The organism is Armatimonadota bacterium, assembly GCA_031459715.1.
GTDB lineage: Bacteria > Sysuimicrobiota > Sysuimicrobiia > Sysuimicrobiales > Humicultoraceae > Humicultor > Humicultor tengchongensis.
On the sequence record JAVKIA010000022.1, the window covers coordinates 1 to 19,771 of the forward strand.

Sequence of the window (19,771 nt, forward strand, 5' to 3'; positions counted from 1 at the left end):
CGAGATCTTCCTCTCGCGCATGGTCATGTGCCGCCGGGCGGCGGAGTTCCTGGGGTGCTCCTTCAAGCTGCAGATCAACGGGGTGAAGCTCCTCTAGCGTCTGTCATCACCATGGCCACGGTCGACCCCGGGACGATCCGCTGCCCCCGCTGCGGGATGGAGAACCCGCCGCAGGCGCAGTTCTGCATGCATTGCGGCTCCCCCCTGGTGCAGCGGTGTCACCTCTGCGGTGCGCCCAACTCTCTGGAGGCCCACTTCTGCCTGCGCTGCGGCGCGCCCCTGCGCGGAGAGCAGGCTCCGGAGCGGCGTGTGGTCAGCGTGCTCTTCGCCGACCTGGTGGGTTCCACGTCGCTGGTGGGGCGCCTCGACCCCGAGACGATGCGCCGCCTGATTGGTGAGTACTTCGCCGCCATGCGGGAGGAGATCCAGCGGCACGGCGGGACCGTGGAGAAGTTCATCGGCGATGCGGTCATGGCCGTCTTCGGCGTGCCCGCCGCCCACGAGGACGACCCAGAGCGCGCCGTGCGCGCCGCGCTGGCCATGCAGCACCGGATGCCCGCACTGAACGCCGCGCTGGGAGCCGACCTGCACATCCGCATCGGCATCGGCACAGGCGAGGTGGTAGCCGACCCGCGGGCGAGGGAGGGCGGGGAGTTCATGGTCACCGGAGACGCGGTTAACCTGGCCGCCCGGCTGCAGCAGCACGCCCCCACGGACGGCATCGTGGTGGACGACCGCACCCGCCGGGCCACCCGCCTGGTCCTGCGCTACCTCCCCCTGGCGCCGGCCAGTGGGGAGATGGCCGGGCAGGCCCGCTGGCAGGTGGCCGGGGTGGCGGAGCGCCACGAGGACAAAGGGCTTCGTGCGCCCCTGGTAGGCCGGGACGACGAGATGCAGTTCCTCCTGGCCCTCTACCGGCGGGTGGTGGACGGGCGGCGGCACCACCTGGTGACCATCATCGGCAGTGCCGGGGTGGGGAAGACCAGGTTGGTGGAGGAGGTGCTGGCCGCGCTGGCGGACGGCGCCGATCCGCCCCACGTGCTCCGCGGTCGTTGCCCGGCGTACGGCGAAGGCCTGACCTACTGGCCGCTGGCCGAGATGCTCAAGCAGGAGTGCGGCATCAAGGACAGCGATCCCGCCACCGTGGCCGCGGATAAGCTGCGGGCGTGCGTGACGCACCTCTTGATCCCGCTGCTGGGCGCGGAGGAGAGCGCACGCCTAGCCGCTGACCTGGCGGCAATCCTGGGGGTGGCGGCGCGGGATGGTGCAGGCCTGCGGGAGGAACAGCACCGCGGGCGCAAGCTGGCAGAGGAAGGTCTTGCCGCCGTCGCGCGGGAGGGACGGGGAGCGGCCGACCGGCCCAGTGGGGATGCCGTGCTGCGGGCGTTCCGCAGCTTCCTGCTGGCCAGGGCGCGGGAACGCCCGCTGTTAGTGGTCTTCGAAGATCTGCACTGGGCGGAGGAGAGCCTGCTGCGCCTGGTGGAGCACCTGGCCCTGCGCGGCGTGGAGGCGCCGGTGCTGACGCTCTGCCTGGCCCGGCCGGAGCTGCTGGAACGCCACCCGGACTGGGGTGGCCGCATCCGCAACTACACGGCTCTGGCGCTACCTCCCCTGCCCAGGGAGGAGGGCCGGCGCCTGGTCGGCGCGTTGCTGCGGGGGGAAGCTGTTCCCCCCGAAGTGCGCGACGCCATCGCGGCCAAGGCCGAAGGCAACCCGCTCTTCATCGAGGAGATCCTTCGCATGCTCATCGACGGCGGCAGCCTGGTCCGCGGAGAGCGCGGCTGGCGCCTGGCCTCCCCCGCTGTGGAGATACGCATTCCCGAGACCATCCACAGCATTCTGGCCGCCCGTCTGGACCTGCTGCCTTCCCTGGAGCGCCGCGTCACCCAGGACGCCGCGGTGATGGGCCGCGTCTTCTGGCTGGGGGCGCTGCTGGCGACCGGCGGCCTGAACGCGGCGGAAGCGGTGGCGGCGCTGGAGCGGTTGCAGGAGCGGCAGCTGGTGGAGGAGCGCGTACCCTCCTCCCTGGCCGGGGAGCGAGAGTTCGCCTTCAAGCACGCCCTGGTCCGGGAGGCGGCCTACTCCACTCTGCCCAAGGCGGCCCGCAGCTACAGGCACCTGCGCTTTGCCCGCTGGCTGCAGGGCAACGCCACCCAGAGTGCCGACAAGTTCCTGGAGGTCCTGGCCTACCACTACGAGCAGGCCTGGCGCTATCGCTTCGAGACCGGCGACAAAGCCGCAGACCTGGCGCGGCAGGCCATTGCTGCCCTGCGCGCGGCGGGGGCCCGCGCCCTCAGCCTGCGCACCTTGCCCGAGGCGCGTCGCCTGCACGAGCGGGCACTGGCCGTGCTGCGCAACTCTGGCCTGGAGGAGGACGTGGTACTGCTTCTGGAGCTCCTCACCGGCCGCAGCGAGGTGGTCAAGTGGATGAGCCAGCCCGCGGTGCTGCTGGAGGACACGGAGACGGTGTTGCGGGTGGCACCCACCATCGGCCGGGATGACCTCCTTGCCCGCGCCTGGCTCAACCGCGCCTTCGCCGAGTACCTGTACGAGCGGCTGGATGCCTCTGAGGAGGCCCTGGGCCGTGCCCTACAGCTGTTCGCCGGCCTGGGCGACCGGCAGGGGGAGGCGGAGGCGCTGGAGGTGCTGGGCCGGATCACCCAAGGGCTGCGGGGGACGCTGAGCAAGGCGCACGTGGCCTACCGCAAGGCCATGGCGCTGTACCGCCAGTTGCAGGACGGCCAGGGCCTGGCGCGCACCATGGCCCACCTGGGTCGCAGCCTGCTGGACGGGGGTGATCTTGAGGAGGCCGGCCGCGTCCTGGCCGAGGGACTGGCCCTGGCACGACAGCACCACGAGCGCATCAGCGAGGCCAAGTGCCTGATGGGCCTGGGGGTGCTGGCGCATCTTGTGGGCGATTCCCCCACAGCCATCAAGCGGCACGAGGAGACCATCGACCTGGTCCAGGAGCTGGGCGATGCGGTGGGCGCAGCCGCAGTGCGCCGTCACCTGGGGATGCACTACCTGCGGCACCGGCGGGCGGATGAGGCGGAGCGGGAGATGCGCGCCGCCTACGCCCTCTACCGCGAGCACGCAGCCGACGAGCCGGCTTTCATCCTGCGGGGTCTGGCCGAGGTCCTGCTGGCCAGGGGGGACCTCCTGGCCGCTGCCGACCATGCGGAGCGGGCTCTGGCCGGTATCGCACCCGAGGATCCCGTGGGCCTGGCCACATACGGTGCCACCCTTGGCAAGGTCCGGGCGGCCCAGGGAAGGGGGGAGGAGGCGGAGGCGCTCTTCCGACGCAGCCTGGAGCTGCTGGAGAAGAGCGAGTACCGCGTAGATCTGGCCCTCACCCTGTACAAGTACGGCGAGGCGCTGCGGCTGCTGGGCCGGGAGGCGGAGGGCCGACAGGTCTTGCAGCGGGCGCGGCAGCTCTTCGCCCAGATGGGGGCCACCGGGTTTGCCCGGGAGATCGGCGCGCTGCTGCCGGTGGTGACCGCGTGAACGTGGGCCGGGTGCTGGTGGTCATCCCCCTGTTCAACGAGGAAGGGACGCTGGCACAGGTGCTGGCCGAGGTCCGCCGGGCCGTGCCGGACGCGGACATCCTGGTGGTGAACGATGGCTCCACCGACCGCTCCGCTGCCATCCTGGCAGAGGCGCAGGCGCAGGATCCGGCGCTGGCGGTGATCACGCACCGGGAGAACAAGGGGTACGGGCAGTCCCTGATCGACGGCTTCGCCTACGCCCTGGCCCGGGGCTACGACGCGGTGGTGACCATCGACTGCGACGCGCAGCACGAGCCGCGACAGATCCCGCAGCTCCTGGCGGCACTGGCGGGTGCGGACATAGTCTCCGGCAGCCGCTACCTCGACCCCGGGCAGGGCGGGGACCCGCCCCCCGCGGATCGCCTGGCCATCAACAGGGAGACCACCGTCCGGCTGCGGGAGTTGACGGGCTACCCGCTGACCGACGCCTGGTGCGGGTTCAAAGCCTACCGTGTCTCGGCCCTGCGCCGCCTGCGCCTGAGCGAGCCGGGGTACGGGATGCCCCTGCAGGTGTGGATTCAGGCGGCCCGGCACGGCCTGCGGGTCGCCGAGGTGGCGGTGCCGCGCATCTACAAGAACCCGCAGCGCCGCTTCTGGGGCGGGCTGGACGACGCCGCAGCTAGACGCCGCTACTACCAGGAGGTGCTGGAGCGGGAGCTGCGGGAGGGCGGCCCGGTCCGGGTGGCGTGCCGGGGTAGCGAGCGCGGGCGGGCAGGAGGGGGGTAGTCAGACGGTGGCCCGCATTCTGGCGGTCGGGGCCCACCCCGACGACGTGGAGATCGGCATGGGAGGGACCATTCTGGCCCTGCGGGCCCAGGGGCACGAGGTGGTGCTCTGCGACCTGACCAACGGTGAGCCCACGCCGCAGGGGACACCGGAGCGGCGCGCCGCCGAGGCAGCGGAGGCGGCCCGCCTCCTGGGGGTGAGCCGGCGGATCACCCTCCCTCTGCCCAACCGCATGCTGGCGGACAGCGTAGAGAACCGCATGCGCCTGGCCGGGGTGATCCGCGAGGTGCGACCCGACTTCTTCTTCATCCCCTACTGGGTGGATGCCCACCCCGACCACGTGGCCGCATGCACGCTGGCGGAGGCCGCCCGCTTCTACGCCAAGCTCACCAAGACTGAGATCCCCGGCGAACCCTTCTACCCGCCGCGGGTCTTTCACTTCTTCTCCACGCACTACGACCTGCACATCAAGCCCACATTCCTCTTCGACATCAGCGACCACTTCCAGGGCAAGCTGGCCGCCGTTGCCGCCTACACCTCCCAGTTCGCCGATGAGCGGGGCGAGATGCGCATCCTGCAGTACTTGAGAACCGTCAACACTTACTGGGGCTACCTGATCAACCGGCCGCAGGCGGAGGCCTTCGTCTGCCGGGAGGAGCTGGGGCTGCGCAGCCTGGACGGGGTGCTCTAGGAAGCTGCCGTGATCGACGTTCCCCTGGAGATCCCCGAGCGCTCCGGCGAGGTGGTCCTGGTTCCCCCCGCTGCAGACCTGGTGGAGGTGGCGCGGGAGAACAGGGACCGCCTGGGGATGGAGGAGCTCCTCCTGGGGGGGACGCCGTTGCAGGAGTTGCGGCGGCAGGCGCGCCAAGAGGTCCTGGCGCTGGGCCGGGCGTACAGCGCAGCTCTGGGCGCCGGGCCCGTTCCCGAGGGGGAGCTGCTGCTGGCAACCGGCCACCAGCCCGTCTTTCCCCACCCCGGCATCTGGGTGAAGTACCTGCTGCTGGACCGTCTGGCCGCGCGCGGGCACACCGGGCTGGCGGTGGTGGTGGACAGCGACGCCATGGAGCAGGTTGGGGTGGATGTTCCCTCGCGCCATGCTTCCTTCCTGGAGCGCCGGCGGGAGGTGTTGCGCACCGCCGCTCCGGAGGAGCCGTACGAGGGGCAGGCGGCGCCTGGCGGGGCGGAGTGGTCCGACTTTCTGCAACGGATCGACCGGCACGTGCGCTCCCTGGAGTCCGAGGCGGTGCGACGTCCCTGGGAGGCGTTCCGCGCCCTCCCGCCACCCGCCGCCCGGGACTATCCTGCCTTCGTCACGGCACTGCGCCGACGCTACGAGGGACCGCGCCGCTACCTGGACGTGCCACTGTCTGCCGCCTGCGAGAGCGTGGCCTTCCGCGCCTTCTTCCTGCACATCGCCGCAGGGGCCGCTCGTTTTCTGGAGGTCCACAACGCCCACCTGCAGGCCTACCGGGGACGGCAGCGTATCCGCACTGAGGCGCAGCCCTTCCCCGACCTGCAGCGGGAGGGGGAGCTTATCGAGCTGCCTTTCTGGACTCTGGCCGGCGGAAGGCGGCGCCGCCTCTTCCTGGACGGACGACGCCGCGCGCTGCGGGTAGCCGGCGGGGAGAGGGAAGGAGAATGGTCCTTCCCCAACCACCCCGCCGATCCGCGCTTTGCCCACCTGCGGCTGCGCCCGCGGGCTCTCACCCTGACGGCGTTCCTCCGCCTGCTGGTGGTGGATCTCTTCATCCACGGCATCAGCGGCGGCCGCTATGACCGGGTGACCGACGCGGTGATCGCCGACTTCTTTGGCATTGCTCCGCCGCACTACGCTGTGGCCTCGGCCACCCTGCACCTGCCTCTGGGCCAGGCGGCCAACCCGGAGGCCACGCGGCGCTCCCTGCAGCGCCTGCTCCTGCAGGCCCGCCACAATCCCGAGCGCCTGCTTACCGCGCCCACAGCCCGGCAAGAAGCGCTTGTCGCCCAGAAGTGGGAGCTGATCCGTCGGCTGGAGGCACCGGGGCTCACCCGGCGGGAGCGGCGCGCCGCCACGCAGAGCATCCGCGCCCTCAACGCGCAGCTCTGCGCCGCCCTGGCTGACCGCATCGCCGCGTGGGAGGAGGCCCTGCGAACCATGGAGCAGCACAGCGCTCCCTCCGACGCGGCGACCTACCGGGGATATCCCTACTTCCTCTACGAGCGAGAGCAGGTCGAGGCACTGGTCACCAGGATGCTGGAAGGGGGTGCCTGATGTGAAGGAAGGTCAACCGGCTCCCGACTTCGCTCTGCCCGACGCCGCCGGGCGCACGGTCCGCCTGCGCGACTTTCGCGGGCAGACCGTCGTTCTCTACTTCTATCCCCGGGACGAGACTCCCGGATGCACGACGGAGGCCTGCGGCTTCCGCGACGACCACGCGGCCTTCACCGGCCGCGGGGCGGTGGTCATCGGTGTCAGCCCCGATGACCCTGCGGCGCACGCCCGCTTCGCCCGGAAGCACAACCTTCCCTTCATCCTCCTGGCCGACCAGGAGCACACCGCGGCCAGGGCCTACGGCGTCTGGAAGGAGAAGCGGCGCTACGGCCGCACCTTCTGGGGTGTGGAGCGGACCACATTCCTCATCGACCCGCAGGGGCGGATTGCCCGGATCTTCCGCAACGTGCGCCCTGCGGGGCACAGCCGCCAGGTGCTGGCCGCTCTGGATGCACAGGCGCAATGACGGTGAGACGGGCGGAAAGCGGAAAAAGGAAGTCCGCACTGCTGGGTGGAACCTAAGGACGGCCGCATGTCCAGGGTACCGATCGTCGTCTTGCTGCTGTGCGGGCTCGTCCTCCTGGCCGCCTGTCAGCCCACCGTGGGCCTCTCCCCGCGCATCGCACCGCTGCCGGAAGTCCCGCTGCAGGGTGCACCTATCGTAGCCGACGAGCAGGGGCGGTCCCTCGTCCCTGCGGCGGCGCAGGGCCGCGTGGTCTACGAGCGCGTCTGCGCCCAGTGCCACGGAGTGGAAGGGCGGGGGGACGGGCCGCTGGCCGCCTTCCTCAAGGCACCCCAGAAGAACCCCTTCACCGACACCATGCGGCTGCTAGGATTGGACGTGAAGGGCGAGGACCTGCCGTCGCGGCCGGCCAACTTCCACAACCAGGTGCAGATGCGTCTGAACAGCCCCACCAACATGTACGAAGTGGTCACCCTGGGCCGTCCCCACACCGCCATGCCGGCCTTCGGTCCCAAGCCGGCATATGGCGCCAACGACGGCATCCCGGGGCCGCGGTTCCTCGGGGAGACAGAGCGGTGGAACGTGGTGTTCTACGAGTGGACCTTCGCCACCTCGCCCGAGTCCATCGCCCGCGGCCGGCAGCTCTTCCAGGAACGCGAATTTCCGGTGAGCATTCCCGGCCTGGGCAGGGTGCGCGCCACCTGTGCCTCCTGCCACGGCGCGGACGGAGACGGGCGGGGCGGCGCGTACAGCCAGGTCATGGCCCGCCGCACCTGGGGCTGGCGCCTGGGACGGGGCCCGGGGATTTTCCGCGACCGGGACTTCATGGTGAAGCGCAAGCCCAGCGAGCTCTTCGCCTGGATCTACGACGGGATCGGGCTGATGCCGCCCTACAAGCAGTTCCTCACCGTGGAGGAGATCTGGTCGCTGGTGGACTACATCTGGACCTTTGTCTACACCTACACGCCGCCGCGGGGCCAGCAGCCGTGAACTCCCGCAGGGCCGTTGGCGCCGGCCGCGGTAGACAGGTCCCCGCCGCACCCGGGTGGTGAGCATGGGAACCCAGGAGCATCTGCAGCGTCGGAGGTTTCTCCGCCTTGTTACCGGGGTGCCGGTCCTTGGGGCCGCGCTGTCCTTCCTCTCGCCGCTGCTGCGGCTGCTCAAACCCAACGACCGCCCCTTCGAAGTGTTCTACAATCCCACGCGGCGGGACATCCCCCTGGGCGAGGTGACCGTTGCAGCCAGCCTGCGCGAGGTGGCCCGCCCCTGGGACTTCAAGTACTTCGTCTTCACCCAAAAGTACCCGCAGTACACCCCCACCGGGCTGCGCCAGGCCAGCGTGCCCGCCGTGGTGCTGCGCCTGCCGCAAAAGATCCGCCTGCCCTGGGATTGGGCCGGCCAGATCGGCAAGCCTCAGCTGGTGGGGCGGGAGAGCGACATCATCATCTTTTCCCGCATCTGCCCCCACCTGGGATGCATCTTTAACTTCGTCCCCAACTGGCAGGAGGTCACCGCAGGCTACGGCGGCTACGTGCCGCCGCCGCCGCGGCGGCATGCGCTCATCGCCTGCCCCTGCCACCTTTCCATCTTCGACCCGGCAGACCCGCAGCAGCCGGGACGCGTCCTCTCCGGGCCAGCTCCCCGCCCTCCGCGGACCTTCCTCTACGAGATTCGCGGTGAGCAGATTGTGGCCACGGACGTGGAACCGGGAGGCATCGCCTGAGATGGCCATTGCCGACTGGATCCGGGAGCGGAAGGCCCACCTGGATCTCTTCGACGAGACCAAGACCCAGTACCAGTACAACCCGCTCTACCTGCTGGGGCCGATGCTCTACTACTTCTACCTGCTCACGGTGGTCAGCGGGGTCATCCTCATGCTGTGGTACGAGCCCACCACCAGCGGCGCCTACGACTCCATCGTTCGCATCTCCCGGGAGATCGGGCGGGTCACCGTGGGGGGCGTGGTGGTTCCCCTGGGGTCGCTGGTGCGGGGCATTCACAAATACGCGGCCGATGCGGTCTTCCTCTGCTTCATTCTGCGCATCTACCGCATGTACTTCGCCGGGGAGTACAAACGCCCCGGGGAGCTATCCTGGATGCTGTTCTTCCTGGGGCTGGTCCTGACCATGATCTCCGGCGTCACCGGGTACCTGCTCATCTGGAACCAGCGCTCCTTCTGGGCGGCCAAGACCATCCTCACGGTGCCGGTGTACCTGGACGAGCTCACCGCCTGGATTCCCCGGGTGGGGGAGCAGCTCAAGTTCGGCTCGATGATCGCCTACATCTTCCTGGGCGGGTCGGCCATCGGGCAGGCCACCATTACCCGCTTCTACGCCATCCACTTCGGCATCTCCATCGTCCTGCTGCTGCTCATCGAGGTGTACGTCTACCGCACGCGCCGCGCCAGGCTGAAGATGTCCTGGTTCCCCATGCTACTGCTGTTCCTCATGGTGCTCTTCGTGGCCTGGGCCCTGCCGGCGGAGATGGGGCGACGGGCTGACCCCAACCGCACGCCCCTGCCTATCCTCTCTGACTGGTACTTCCTGGCCCTCTACCAGTACGTGAAGTACACGCCGCCGCTGTGGGCGGGGCTGGGGCCGGGGCTGCTGATCGGCGTGGGCATGCTGGTGCCCTTCCTCGACCGGTCGAAGTCTCGCCACCCCCTGGACCGTCCCCTCTTCCTCGTGCTGGGGCTGCTGGCTCTGGCCTACTTCCTGGGCTTCACCGCACTGATCATGTGGAACATCGCGCAGATCGAGCGGGAGCCGCCCATCGTCCTGCTGGCCACAGTGCTGATCATGGGCGGGGGGTTCCTCTGGCACCTGCGCCGTCGCTGGCAGGAGGCCCGCGCCGTGGCTGCTCCTCCTCCCGCGGCGGTGCGGACGCGGCAGGAGGAGAGAGCCTGATGCGTACGCTCCTCTCCTGGGCAGCGTTCGCCGCAGCCGTCTACGCTTTCTCCGGGCTTTGGGCGGCCTTCCGCGGTGCGCTCCAGGGCCGACCGACGGTGTCCCCGGCACCGTTCCTGGGCCTGGTCGCCCTTTTCCTGATCAGCATGGCCTACCTGGCCTTCGTCGTCTACGCGGCCGACCGCGGCGCTGGACGGGTGCGGCGGCGCATCGCCCTATTCGAGCGGATCCTTGACCGGGGGCAGCATGGATAGCCGGCGGACCGCCCTGACAGCCGTTCTGTTCCTGGCCGCGGTCAGCCTGCTGCTGGCAGGGCTCATCATCATCGCCGAGCTGCGGGACGACTATGCACTGGGCGGCGTCGCCCTGGGAGCCATCCTGGTGGCCTACGGGCTGATCGTCCTCTTCCTGCGGCGGCTGGACCTGATCGGGCCGCGCCGAGCGGAAGGGAAGTAGGCAGGAGGAGTCCATGTACCGACGGGCCCTGACCTGGCTGCTGCGGCAGACGGTGAAGCTGGATGTCTATATCAACCGGATCTACCCCTCCGACTGGAACCCCCTCTACTACACCGGCGGGTTAGCGCACTTTTTCCTCTTCTTGCTGGTCCTCTCCGGGATTCTGCTCTTCTTCTACTACGTGGCCAGCCTGGACGGGGCCTACGCCAGCATCCGCTACCTCAGCGAGGAGGTGCCCTACGGGTTTCTCCTGCGTGGCCTGCACCGCTACGCCGCCGACGGGTTCATCGTCGCCGTGCTGCTGCACCTGTTCCGCAACTGGTTCACCGACCGCTACCTCTTCGCCCGCGACGGCCCCTGGATCTCCGGGATGTTCCTGCTCATCCTGGGGGGCTTCGTCGGCGTGAACGGCTACCAGCTGGTCTGGGACCAGCGGGCCCAGGCCGTCACCGAGATCTTCGTGGCCATCCTCGGGGCCGTCCCCCTGGCCGGGGCGACACTGGTGCGCCTCTTCCTGGGCAGCGAGGGCATCAGCGCCGCCATGCTGCCGCGGATCCTCTTCCTGCACGTGGGGGTGGCCTCGTTCCTCTACGTCCTCCTGTGGTGGCACTACGTCCGCCTGCGCCACCCTAAGATCTGGCCGCCGGCCACCTGGGTGCTGCTGCTGCTGGGACTGCTCGTCTTGCTCTCCGCGCTGCCCGGGACGCGGCCCACCGCGGGGGTGCCGGCCCAGCCCGGCGTGCGGGTCACCGCCTACCCCCTGGACGTCTTCTTCCTGCTGCCCTTCTGGTTGGCCAGCTACCTGCCCCCGGGCGTGGTTGGAGCCGGGCTGGCCGGGCTTTTACTGCTGGGCTACCTCATTCCCTACCTGAAGCGGGAGGACGAATCCCGGATGGGCCCGCGGCACGCCGGCGTGGCTCAGGTCATCGACGGTAACTGTACCGGGTGCGAGCTCTGCTACTACGACTGCCCCTACGACGCCATCGTCATGGTCCCCTCACCCCATCCCGGCCTGACCAAGGCGGCGGCCAGCCGAAAGCTGCTGGCGGTGGTCATAGACTCGCGCTGCGTGGAGTGCGGCATCTGCGTGGGCGCGTGTCCCTTCCAGGCGCTGGAGCTTCCCCGGTTCCTGGAGGCGGACCTGATGCGGCGTATCGCTGAGCTGGTGCGGGCCCGGGCGCCGGCTTAGGGGATGTCCGGGGAGCGTTGCTCAGCACCGCCTGACCACCTGTGGCCCCGGCAGTGGGCGAGAGCAGATTTTCGGGGTGGGCGACAAGGAGGACGCGGGAGGACGGATGAAGGTTATTGGTTTTGTATGTGACTGGGCGGTGTCCACAGAAGGGCTGGTGGACGGGCGCGGGGAGCTGAAGGCGTATCCTGGCGTGCACATCGTGCGCATCCCCTGTTCGGGGTTTATGCGCCCGGACTGGCTGGAACAGTCTCTGCGCGCCGGGGCCGATGGCGCCTTCGTCACCGGCTGCCCCTACGGCGACTGCCTCAACCGTGAGGGCAACTACCTGATGCGGGACCGGATGGAGCAGCTGGCCCGGCGGCTGCAGCGGCGGCGCGTCGATCCGGGCCGCGTGGCCATGTTCGCCCACGGACTGCACGACCAGCAGGCTTTCCTCGCCGAGGTGGGGGCCTTCCTCCGGCGCCTGGAGAGCCTGCCCCAGCCGGCCGCCCGGCCGGTGCGCCCCGCTGTGGGAGCCGCCGCAGGGGAGGCGGCCGAATGACTCGGCGCCGCCTGCCGCTGCACACCCTGCTGCTCTACCTGCTGTTCTACCTGGTGTTTTTCCTGCTGCTGCTCTTCGTCGCGTCGTTCGGTCTGGTGGCGGAGGCGTGAGGGCAGGAGGAGCCGGCGTGGACCTGGCGCAGATCTACGCGCCCATCCAGCACGACCTGGACGCCCTGGACGGGCTGCTGCGGGCCGAGCTGGCCAGCGAGGATCCCCTGGTGGGGGAGCTGGTGACCTACGTGCTCTCTACGCGGGGCAAGCTGGTGCGCCCGGCACTGACCTGCCTGGCCGCCGAGGCCATCGGCGGCGGGGAGGAGGAGCGCCTCTACCTGGCGGGCACGGTCGAGCTCATCCACATCGCCTCCCTGATCCACGACGATATCATCGACCAGGCCGACGTGCGCCGCGGCAGCCCCACGGTCAATGTGCAGTGGGGCAACCAGCTGGCCGTCCTGCTGGGGGACCTGCTGTTCGCCCGGGCCTTCGACTTGATCAGCCGGGTGCGCCATCCCCAGGTGGCACCGGCGGTGGCCCACGCTGCGGTGCGCATGAGCCAAGCGGAAATCAAGCAGCTGGAGTATGCCGCGGAGCCTCACCAGCACGAGGGGGTCTACCTGGAGATCATCGAGGGGAAGACGGCAGCGCTCTTCTCCGCCGCCTGCCGCGGCGGTGCCCTCCTGGCCGGGGGGACCGCGGAACAGGCGGCGGCGCTGGCGGAGTTTGGCTTGAGTTGGGGGATGTCATTTCAGATCACCGACGACACCCTGGATCTGACCAGCCGGCCGGAGGCGCTGGGCAAGCCCATCGGCTCGGACATCCAGGGGGGGAAGGTGACATTGCCGGTGATCCACGCCCTGCGATGCGCCTCCCCAGGGGACCGGGCCGAGCTGCTGCGGCTGCTGCAGACGCCGTCCGCGGACGGACAGGTGGAAGAGGTCCGCCCCCTGCTGGATCGCTATGGGGCCATCGAGTACGCCGTGGACGTGGCCCGTCGCTATGCGGCGCGCGCCGCTGCGGCCCTGGAGGCGCTACCGCCCTCTCCCGCCCGGCAGAGCCTGCGCGCGCTCACCGAGTTCGTCCTGGTCCGCCCGCGCTGACCGCCATCCTCACCGGCGTTCTAGTCAGCACGGCGGCAGGGATCGGGTTTCCTCCCGGCAAACCCTGTTGGTGTTTTTGTGGCGCGTTGGGCCACGAGTGTGGAAGAGGCAGCGACGATGCAGGTGACGTGCATCATTCCCGCCTACAACGAGGCCGAAGGCATCGCCGCCGTGGTGGCCGCGGCGCGCGGCTGCGACCAGGTCACCGAGATCATCGTCGTCTCCGATGGGTCCACGGATGAGACGGCCCGGCGGGCGGCCGCCGCTGGCGCTGACCGGGTGCTGATCCTGCCACGCAACCGGGGGAAGGGCGGCGCCGTGGCGGCCGCGGTGCCCCACGCCCGGGGCGAGATCCTCCTGCTGCTGGACGCGGACCTGCGCGGGTTGCGCCCCTGGCACCTCAGCCGGTTGCTGGGCCCCATATGCGCCGGCCGGGCGGAGATGGCAGTAGGGGTGTTCACAGACGACCCGCTGCACGGGATGCTGCCCTGCCTCTCGGGCCAGCGGGCGGTGCAGCGGCGGCTGCTGCGCCATCCCGAGGTGCTGGCGGGTACGGGGTTCGGCTTCGAGCTGGCGCTGGACCGCCTGGCCCGGCGAGAGGGGGTGCGCGTGGTGGAGGTGCCTCTGGAGGGGGTGGCCCACCGGCGGAAGCGGCAGAAGTACGGGCCAGTGCGGGGGCTGCGCCAGGAAGTGCGGGCCTCGTCCGACCTCCTGCGGCAGGTCCGGCGGATGGTCATCCCGCGCCGGGCGGCCGCCCGCCCGCGCCCGTGGTATCCCATGAAGGCGAGGCGCAAACCGATGGTCCTGGCAGGCATCGTCCTGGTTCTGCTTATCCTCGTGCTGGCGCCGGTGTTCCTGGCGCCAGCGTCCCACGCGGCGCACGTGCCCATCGTCTCACCGCTGCACCCGGGAGACCGTCTGCTCGTGGTGGTGGCGCATCCCGACGACGAGGTCGTGGGCGCCGGGGGGCTGGTGGCGACCGCCCGCCGTCTGGGGGTGCCGGTGAGCGTCCTGGTCCTGACCAACGGTGACAGCAACCGGCTGAGCGCCACCCTGATCGGGCGCCACCTGCGCCCGGGCCCCGCCGACTTCCGGCGCACGGGGGCGGTGCGCCAGGAAGAGTCGCAGGAGGGGCTGCGCCGCCTGGGCGTCCCGGCCGAGGCGGTCTTCTTCCTGGGCTTTCCCGACCGGGTGCTCCCCCAGGTCCTGGCCAGTGAAGTGCCGGTGACCTCGCCGTTCACCCGCATGGACCACGCGGAGTATCCACGCGTGGTCGCGCCCGGGGGGCCCTACACCGCGGAGACCCTGCGCGTGCTGCTGCAGCGGGTGGTGGAGCAGGTGCGGCCCACCGTGGTCATCACCCACGCGCCGTTTGACCGGCACGGCGACCACCAGGCTGCCTACGCGTTGGTCAGCCCGTTGCTGGGCACGGTCCGCCTCTACACCTTCCTGGTGCACGCGCCCGGTTTTCCCCGCCCGCTGCGCTTCGCCCCAAGGGAGCCCCTGCAGCCTCCTGCCGGCCTGGCCCAACTGCGCGGATGGTCGTGGGTGGAGTTCCCCCTGTCGGCGGAGGCGCAGCGCGGCAAGCAGGAAGCGCTGAATGCGCACCGCAGCCAGCTGGAGACGCCGTACCTGCGGCTGCTCCTGGGCGCATTCGTCCGCACCAACGAGCTGTTCGCCGTTCCCCGCCAGGTCAATCCACCCGGCGAAGTGTCCAGGTGACCCCCGGTCCGGCCACAGTCTCCCGGGGCGTACCCAGCGCAGGGGGGACCGCGCGCCAGAGCAGCCAGCGACGCAGGGCGGGAGGCAGGGCGCCGGCGGAGGAGAGAGCCACCAGCAGCGTACCCCCGGGCAGGAGCACGCGGGCCAGCTCCCCGAAGGGCGGCGGCGCGTTCTGTAGCACCACCACCTCCAGCGCTCCGGTGGCCAGCGGCAGCGCCCACCCGTTGCCCACCACGCGGTATAGGGCAGGAGCGGGGCGCAGCCGCGCCAGCATCGCCGGCGAGAGGTCCACGGCTACGATGCGGGCGCGGGGAAAGCGGGTTCGCAGCAGGCGGGTAGCCGAGCCCGTCCCTGCGGCGATGTCCCCGCACCACCGGGGGTCGCCCCCGGTGGCTTCCAGCGCGGCGCGCAGCGCCGCGTCGTACCCGGGAGTGCGGGCGATGACGTCCGCCTCGTAGCGGGGGGCCGCCCGGCGATAGCGCCAGCGAAAGAGAGGGCCGAGGCGGGCTCCCACCGCGGGGAATGCCGCCTGCAGCAGGTAACCCAGGTCGGTCAGGACGGCCCCGCAGGGGGCTCGTCGGGGGGCGATGGGGGCTCCTCCTCGGGCGCTTCCAGCGTGCGGCGGAACTCGCGGATCGCCCGGCCCAGGGCCGCGCCCATGCCGGCCAGACGCTGCGGACCGAAGACCAGCAGGGCGATGGCCAGAATCAGGATCATCTCGGGAAAACCCACGTTCGGCAGCATACCCGTCCACCTCGACCTCATTATGCACCTGGGGATGCGGCGCCGCCAGGTGACGGCAGGCCCGAGGCATGGGTCCTGCAGCCATGGCTGGACGAGGGAGGAGGGGCCGCGGCGTCACAACGGGAATGTTACCGGCGTGAGCGAGGTCGGGCGCGAATCCACCTCGGCCATCCTGCGCCGGCTGGCGGGAAACGTCGCCGCCCTGCTGCAGACCTACGCGCTCCTGACCGGCGCGGAGGCGCGCGCCTCCATCCGGGACGTCATGAGTGGCATCCTCCTGCTGGCCGTCGCAGGGCTGCTGGCTGTTGTGGCGCTGGGGTTGGCCGTGGTCACGGCAGTGCTGCTGCTCTCGCTGGTCCTGCAGCCCTGGGAGGCGGCCGCCGTGGTCTTCGCCTCCAGCGGAATGGTGATGGTGCTGTGCGCGGGGATCGGCCTGGCCCGCCTGCGGCGGCGGCGCCTGCGGAAGGTGGTGGACGCGTTCAAGGAGGACCTGCGGTGGCTGCGTCGCCAGCTCCTGGAGAGCGACTGAAGACGCTGCGCGCGGATATCGCGCGGGACGCGGCGGAGGTACGCCGTCGCTGGCGGGCGGTGCGGGAGCGGGTCCCCCGGGAGTGGCGCGAGGTGCGCGTCGCCAGCCGGGAGGTGCTGGACCTGCTGTGGCTGGTGCTGCGCCGCCGCGCACCCGCAGACCGACCAGCCCCGCCTCCCCCGCGGTGATATAATCGACGCGGAGGTGGCGCATGCCCAACGTCGGACTGCCCGAGCTGCTCATAATCTTCCTCATCCTCCTCCTCCTCTTTGGGGCGAACCGCCTGACCGGCATCGGCCAGGCGCTGGGACGCACCATCCGGGAGTTCCGCAAGGAAGTGCGCGACGTGGAGGAGGACGTGCGCGGCGAGGGGCGTCCCAAGACCTCTGCCTGACCCGGGCTCCCCGTCCCCGCCATGGCCGTCGACCGGCCGATGACCATCGTGGAGCACCTGGAGGAGCTGCGGCGGCGGCTCCTGATGGCCATCGTGTCCCTGGCGGCGGCCACAGCGTTGTGCTGGTTCTTCGCCGACCCGCTCCTTTCGCTGCTCATCAGGCCGGTGACGGCATCGAGCGGGCGGGGAGTAATCTTCGTCGGGGTGACGGAGGCCTTCTTCGTCCGCTTGAAGCTGGCCCTCCTGGCGGGAGTCTTCCTCAGCCTTCCGGTAATCCTGTACCAGGTGTGGGCTTTCGTCGCCGTGGGGCTGACCCCTGTGGAACGCCGGTACGCGTTGTGGCTGCTGCCCCCGGCTTTGGTCCTCTTTGTCGGCGGCGCCCTCTTCGCCCTGCTGGCCATCGTTCCCGTGGGCGTCCGTTTCCTCCTCTCCTATCAGGTGCCCGGGGTGCTGGAACCCATGATCAGCGTGGGGGCCTATGTCTCCTTTCTCACCGCCTTCATGCTGGCCTTCGGCGCCGTCTTCGAGCTGCCCATCGTCCTCATTTTCCTGGCCAAGCTGGGCGTGATCACGCCGGCGCAACTGGCCGGCGGGCGGCGCTATGCCCTGGTGGCCATCGTCGTCCTGGCCGCCGTGCTCACGCCTGGAGGTGATGTCTTCTCCCAGCTGCTCATGGCCGTGCCCGCCTACCTGCTGTACGAGGCCTCGGTGTGGATAGCCCGTCTGGTCGCCCCCTCCCCCGCAGCGATGCAGCAGGTTGAGGGGCGCTAGGCGGAACCAGGAAGCATGGCCCGCCGCCGCACCCGAAGCCCGTGGTGGGTCCTCCTTTTCATAGTGTTTGTCGGCGGGGTGCTGGGCAGCGTCATCTCCGAGGCGCTGGCCGCCTATCCGTCGCTGGGGTTCCTCACCCGGGAAGTACGTCTGGCCCTGGCCGACCCGCCGTTCACCGTCGACCTGCGCCTGCTCACGGTGACCTTCGGGCTGACCATCCGCCTGAACCTGGCCATGGTGGGCGGTGTCTTCCTGGCCGTCTGGCTCTTCCGCCTTATGGTCTGATGGGGGCCAGAAAACGTCCCGCCCCCGCCGATAGTCCTGTTGAGGCCTGCGGGCCCATGCTATACTGCTTTATGATGTGAAAGTTTCGGCTCCAGCGGGGCCCCGCCGGAAAAGGGAATGGCGGTGCGTTCCCGTTTCGGGTCGAGCGTGCACGCGCAGCTCGGCCTTCGATGGTTCATCCGGGCAGCGGGGAGGCGGGTGCCAGCGGTCGGGGTGGCCGCGGCAGCCGCCCGGGTCCTCGCTGTGTCCGGATGAGTCGACCGCCCGGTCTCGCTCGCCGATCGACGCCCGGGAGCCGAGGACCGGAGGCTCTTTGCGGTGGAGGTGTCCGGCAGCCCGCGGAACGCTGTGCTTCGCGGGGCTCCCGCCCGTCCCAAGGTCACGGCTCTGCCCAGTGAGGCGCGGCCGCGGGAGCGGTTACACCTGGTCGGTCCCCAGGCCCTGGGGACAACAGAGCTGCTGGCCATCGTCCTCGGCACCGGAACCCGCGGCCGCGGGGTCCTGCCCCTGGCCGAGCACCTGCTGTCCGCCTTTGGCTCGCTGCAGGATCTCAGCCAGGCCCGCCTGGAGGAGATCGACCGGGTGCAGGGGGTTGGTCCGGCCAAGGCGGCCGCCCTGGTGGCCGCCTTCGAGCTGGGGCGGCGGGCCCACGGCCCGGCCCCGGCCTCCCGCTACGCCATCCGCACACCCGCCGACGCCGCCCGTCTGCTCCTGCCGCTGATGCGCTACCTGGACCGGGAGCACTTTCGGACGGTGCTGCTGAACACACGGCACGAGGTCATGGCCATCGTGGAGGTGGCGGTGGGCAGCCTGGACAGCGCGCCCATCCACCCGCGGGAAGTCTTCAAGGAGGCGGTGCGCCGCAGTGCCGCCGCCCTGATCCTGGCGCACAACCACCCCTCCGGCAATCCTGAGCCCAGCGGTGACGACCTGGCCATCACCGAGCGCCTGCGCGCTGCGGGGCGGATCGTGGGCATCGATGTCCTGGACCACCTCATCACCGGGAATGGCAGTGTTGTCAGTCTGCGCGAGCGAGGCGCGCTCTAGGTGAGGATCGCCAAGGAGGACGACGGTGTTTGACTGGCTGGTCGGACGGCTGTCACGCGATATGGGGGTGGATCTGGGGACGGCCAACACCCTGGTCTACATCCGCCGTGAGGGGGTTGTGCTCCGCGAGCCCTCCGTGGTGGCAAAGAGCACCGAGGACGGGCACATCCTGGCGGTGGGGGAAGAGGCCAAGCGGATGCTCGGCCGCACCCCGGGCCACATCACGGCCATGCGGCCGCTGCGCGACGGGGTCATCGCCGACTTCGACACCACGGCGGCGATGCTGGCCTACTTCATCAAGAAGGGCATGCGTACGCGGGCCCTCTTCCGGCCGCGGGTGGTCGTTGGCATCCCCTCGGGCGTCACGGAGGTGGAGAAGCGGGCCGTGGTGGACGCCACCATGCAGGCCGGGGCGCGGGAGGCCTACCTGATCGAGGAGCCCATGGCCGCCGCCATCGGCGCCGGGCTGCCGGTCTCCGAGCCGGTGGGGAGCATGATCGTGGACATCGGCGGCGGCACCACGGAGGTGGCGGTCATCGCCCTGGGGGGGATTGTCACCAGTCGCTCCATCCGCGTCGCCGGCGACGAGATGGACGAGGCCATCATCCAGTACGCGAGGCGTGCCTACAACCTGCTGATCGGGGAGCGCTCCGCGGAGGAGATCAAGATCGCCATCGGCTCGGCCTATCCCCTGGACCACGAGGAACAGGTAGTGGACGTCCGGGGGCGGGACCTGCTCTCCGGGCTGCCCCGGACGGTGCGCATGACCAGCACCGAGATCCGCGAGGCCATGGCCGAGCCCATCCAGGCCATCGTCGAGGCGGTCAAGCAGACCCTGGAGCGGACTCCGCCGGAGCTGGCAGCCGACATCGTGGACCGTGGCATCGTGCTCACCGGCGGCGGCGCGCTCCTCCGCGGGATGGACCGCCTGCTGGCCGAGGAGACGGGGATGCCGGTGACCCTGACCGACGACCCGCTGTCCGACGTCGCCCTGGGGACGGGGCGGGCGCTGGAGGAGATCGAAACGCTACGCAAGATCCTCATCGCCCCCAAGCGCGGGTGATGCGCCGGCAGTAACTGGCGGCCCGGGACGGGGGCGG

General features: G+C 70.4%; 24 protein-coding genes. 22 read left to right on the plus strand and 2 right to left on the minus strand.

Annotated features, from left to right (window positions below; all coding sequences use genetic code 11):
* From QN152_09035 to QN152_09105, 15 genes are all read left to right on the plus strand, one after another.
* Positions 1-97: phosphohydrolase (locus tag QN152_09035; GenBank protein ID MDR7539656.1), on the plus strand; the 97-nt coding region annotated here is incomplete at its 5' end.
* A 14-nt stretch (positions 98-111) separates the two neighbouring features.
* Positions 112-3,504, plus strand: coding sequence for an adenylate/guanylate cyclase domain-containing protein (locus tag QN152_09040; protein ID MDR7539657.1), 3,393 nt, complete (start codon positions 112-114; stop codon positions 3,502-3,504).
* A complete protein-coding gene (locus QN152_09045; GenBank protein ID MDR7539658.1) occupies positions 3,501-4,271 on the plus strand; it encodes a glycosyltransferase family 2 protein in 771 nt (256 codons plus the stop codon). Before QN152_09040 ends, QN152_09045 begins: the two co-directional genes overlap by 4 nt.
* Before the next feature lie 7 nt (positions 4,272-4,278).
* The gene (gene bshB1, locus QN152_09050) at positions 4,279-4,962 is read left to right on the plus strand and encodes a bacillithiol biosynthesis deacetylase BshB1 (protein MDR7539659.1); all 684 of its coding nucleotides are present in this window, start codon (positions 4,279-4,281) and stop codon (positions 4,960-4,962) included.
* A 9-nt stretch (positions 4,963-4,971) separates the two neighbouring features.
* Positions 4,972-6,522 carry a hypothetical protein gene (locus QN152_09055; GenBank protein MDR7539660.1) on the plus strand — a complete coding sequence of 517 codons (1,551 nt, stop codon included), beginning with the start codon at positions 4,972-4,974 and terminating at the stop codon, positions 6,520-6,522.
* Positions 6,515-6,988 carry a thioredoxin-dependent thiol peroxidase gene (gene bcp, locus QN152_09060; GenBank protein ID MDR7539661.1) on the plus strand — a complete coding sequence of 158 codons (474 nt, stop codon included), beginning with the start codon at positions 6,515-6,517 and terminating at the stop codon, positions 6,986-6,988. Before QN152_09055 ends, bcp begins: the two co-directional genes overlap by 8 nt.
* 66 nt (positions 6,989-7,054) lie before the next feature.
* Complete coding sequence (locus QN152_09065; GenBank protein MDR7539662.1) at positions 7,055-7,975, plus strand: c-type cytochrome; 921 nt, start codon at positions 7,055-7,057, stop codon at positions 7,973-7,975.
* A gap of 64 nt (positions 7,976-8,039) precedes the next feature.
* The gene (locus QN152_09070; protein ID MDR7539663.1) at positions 8,040-8,708 is read left to right on the plus strand and encodes a Rieske 2Fe-2S domain-containing protein; all 669 of its coding nucleotides are present in this window, start codon (positions 8,040-8,042) and stop codon (positions 8,706-8,708) included.
* Position 8,709: 1 nt separating this feature from the next.
* Positions 8,710-9,891, plus strand: coding sequence for a cytochrome b N-terminal domain-containing protein (locus QN152_09075; GenBank protein MDR7539664.1), 1,182 nt, complete (start codon positions 8,710-8,712; stop codon positions 9,889-9,891).
* Positions 9,891-10,145 (plus strand): hypothetical protein, encoded by a 255-nt coding sequence (locus QN152_09080; GenBank protein MDR7539665.1) that lies wholly within the window; start codon positions 9,891-9,893, stop codon positions 10,143-10,145. The genes QN152_09075 and QN152_09080 overlap by 1 nt, the downstream gene beginning before the upstream one ends.
* The gene (locus tag QN152_09085; protein MDR7539666.1) at positions 10,138-10,347 is read left to right on the plus strand and encodes a hypothetical protein; all 210 of its coding nucleotides are present in this window, start codon (positions 10,138-10,140) and stop codon (positions 10,345-10,347) included. Before QN152_09080 ends, QN152_09085 begins: the two co-directional genes overlap by 8 nt.
* A gap of 13 nt (positions 10,348-10,360) precedes the next feature.
* Positions 10,361-11,536, plus strand: a complete 1,176-nt coding sequence (locus QN152_09090) for a cytochrome b N-terminal domain-containing protein (protein ID MDR7539667.1) — start codon at positions 10,361-10,363, stop codon at positions 11,534-11,536.
* A 106-nt stretch (positions 11,537-11,642) separates the two neighbouring features.
* Complete coding sequence (locus QN152_09095; protein ID MDR7539668.1) at positions 11,643-12,080, plus strand: hydrogenase iron-sulfur subunit; 438 nt, start codon at positions 11,643-11,645, stop codon at positions 12,078-12,080.
* Positions 12,081-12,186: 106 nt separating this feature from the next.
* The gene (locus QN152_09100) at positions 12,187-13,179 is read left to right on the plus strand and encodes a polyprenyl synthetase family protein (protein MDR7539669.1); all 993 of its coding nucleotides are present in this window, start codon (positions 12,187-12,189) and stop codon (positions 13,177-13,179) included.
* A gap of 117 nt (positions 13,180-13,296) precedes the next feature.
* A complete protein-coding gene (locus QN152_09105) occupies positions 13,297-14,901 on the plus strand; it encodes a PIG-L family deacetylase (GenBank protein ID MDR7539670.1) in 1,605 nt (534 codons plus the stop codon).
* On the opposite strand, the gene QN152_09110 is transcribed toward QN152_09105, so the two are convergent.
* Together QN152_09110 and QN152_09115 are read right to left on the minus strand one after the other, a co-directional pair.
* Complete coding sequence (locus QN152_09110) at positions 14,873-15,415, minus strand: class I SAM-dependent methyltransferase (GenBank protein ID MDR7539671.1); 543 nt, start codon at positions 15,413-15,415, stop codon at positions 14,873-14,875. The two genes, QN152_09105 and QN152_09110, sit on opposite strands and share 29 nt — an antisense overlap.
* A gap of 38 nt (positions 15,416-15,453) precedes the next feature.
* The gene (locus tag QN152_09115; protein ID MDR7539672.1) at positions 15,454-15,645 is read right to left on the minus strand and encodes a twin-arginine translocase TatA/TatE family subunit; all 192 of its coding nucleotides are present in this window, start codon (positions 15,643-15,645) and stop codon (positions 15,454-15,456) included.
* A gap of 136 nt (positions 15,646-15,781) precedes the next feature.
* On the opposite strand from QN152_09115, the gene QN152_09120 reads away from it, so the two are divergent.
* From QN152_09120 to QN152_09150, 7 genes are all read left to right on the plus strand, one after another.
* Entirely contained in the window at positions 15,782-16,174 is a 393-nt protein-coding gene (locus tag QN152_09120) for a phage holin family protein (GenBank protein ID MDR7539673.1), read from the plus strand.
* Positions 16,141-16,362 carry a hypothetical protein gene (locus tag QN152_09125; GenBank protein ID MDR7539674.1) on the plus strand — a complete coding sequence of 74 codons (222 nt, stop codon included), beginning with the start codon at positions 16,141-16,143 and terminating at the stop codon, positions 16,360-16,362. Before QN152_09120 ends, QN152_09125 begins: the two co-directional genes overlap by 34 nt.
* 23 nt (positions 16,363-16,385) lie before the next feature.
* Entirely contained in the window at positions 16,386-16,568 is a 183-nt protein-coding gene (locus QN152_09130) for a twin-arginine translocase TatA/TatE family subunit (protein MDR7539675.1), read from the plus strand.
* Between the two features lie 21 nt (positions 16,569-16,589).
* Positions 16,590-17,339 (plus strand): twin-arginine translocase subunit TatC, encoded by a 750-nt coding sequence (gene tatC / locus QN152_09135; GenBank protein ID MDR7539676.1) that lies wholly within the window; start codon positions 16,590-16,592, stop codon positions 17,337-17,339.
* Between the two features lie 15 nt (positions 17,340-17,354).
* Positions 17,355-17,624 (plus strand): DUF4321 domain-containing protein, encoded by a 270-nt coding sequence (locus QN152_09140; protein MDR7539677.1) that lies wholly within the window; start codon positions 17,355-17,357, stop codon positions 17,622-17,624.
* Positions 17,625-17,942: 318 nt separating this feature from the next.
* Positions 17,943-18,671, plus strand: a complete 729-nt coding sequence (radC, locus tag QN152_09145) for a DNA repair protein RadC (protein MDR7539678.1) — start codon at positions 17,943-17,945, stop codon at positions 18,669-18,671.
* 25 nt (positions 18,672-18,696) lie between these two features.
* Complete coding sequence (locus tag QN152_09150; GenBank protein ID MDR7539679.1) at positions 18,697-19,734, plus strand: rod shape-determining protein; 1,038 nt, start codon at positions 18,697-18,699, stop codon at positions 19,732-19,734.
* The last annotated feature ends 37 nt before the right edge of the window (positions 19,735-19,771 follow it).

What these genes read in the sequence shown, in the direction of transcription:
- QN152_09040 (MDR7539657.1), top strand. Translation starts at nt 112, where the DNA reads ATGGCCACGGTCGACCCCGGGACGATCCGCTGCCCCCGCTGCGGGATG.
- QN152_09065 (MDR7539662.1), top strand. Translation starts at nt 7,055, where the DNA reads ATGTCCAGGGTACCGATCGTCGTCTTGCTGCTGTGCGGGCTCGTCCTC.
- QN152_09070 (MDR7539663.1), top strand. Translation starts at nt 8,040, where the DNA reads ATGGGAACCCAGGAGCATCTGCAGCGTCGGAGGTTTCTCCGCCTTGTT.
- QN152_09075 (MDR7539664.1), top strand. Translation starts at nt 8,710, where the DNA reads ATGGCCATTGCCGACTGGATCCGGGAGCGGAAGGCCCACCTGGATCTC.
- QN152_09080 (MDR7539665.1), top strand. Translation starts at nt 9,891, where the DNA reads ATGCGTACGCTCCTCTCCTGGGCAGCGTTCGCCGCAGCCGTCTACGCT.
- QN152_09085 (MDR7539666.1), top strand. Translation starts at nt 10,138, where the DNA reads ATGGATAGCCGGCGGACCGCCCTGACAGCCGTTCTGTTCCTGGCCGCG.
- QN152_09090 (MDR7539667.1), top strand. Translation starts at nt 10,361, where the DNA reads ATGTACCGACGGGCCCTGACCTGGCTGCTGCGGCAGACGGTGAAGCTG.
- QN152_09095 (MDR7539668.1), top strand. Translation starts at nt 11,643, where the DNA reads ATGAAGGTTATTGGTTTTGTATGTGACTGGGCGGTGTCCACAGAAGGG.
- QN152_09105 (MDR7539670.1), top strand. Translation starts at nt 13,297, where the DNA reads ATGCAGGTGACGTGCATCATTCCCGCCTACAACGAGGCCGAAGGCATC.
- QN152_09115 (MDR7539672.1), bottom strand. Translation starts at nt 15,645, where the DNA reads ATGCTGCCGAACGTGGGTTTTCCCGAGATGATCCTGATTCTGGCCATC.
- QN152_09130 (MDR7539675.1), top strand. Translation starts at nt 16,386, where the DNA reads ATGCCCAACGTCGGACTGCCCGAGCTGCTCATAATCTTCCTCATCCTC.
- tatC (MDR7539676.1), top strand. Translation starts at nt 16,590, where the DNA reads ATGGCCGTCGACCGGCCGATGACCATCGTGGAGCACCTGGAGGAGCTG.
- QN152_09140 (MDR7539677.1), top strand. Translation starts at nt 17,355, where the DNA reads ATGGCCCGCCGCCGCACCCGAAGCCCGTGGTGGGTCCTCCTTTTCATA.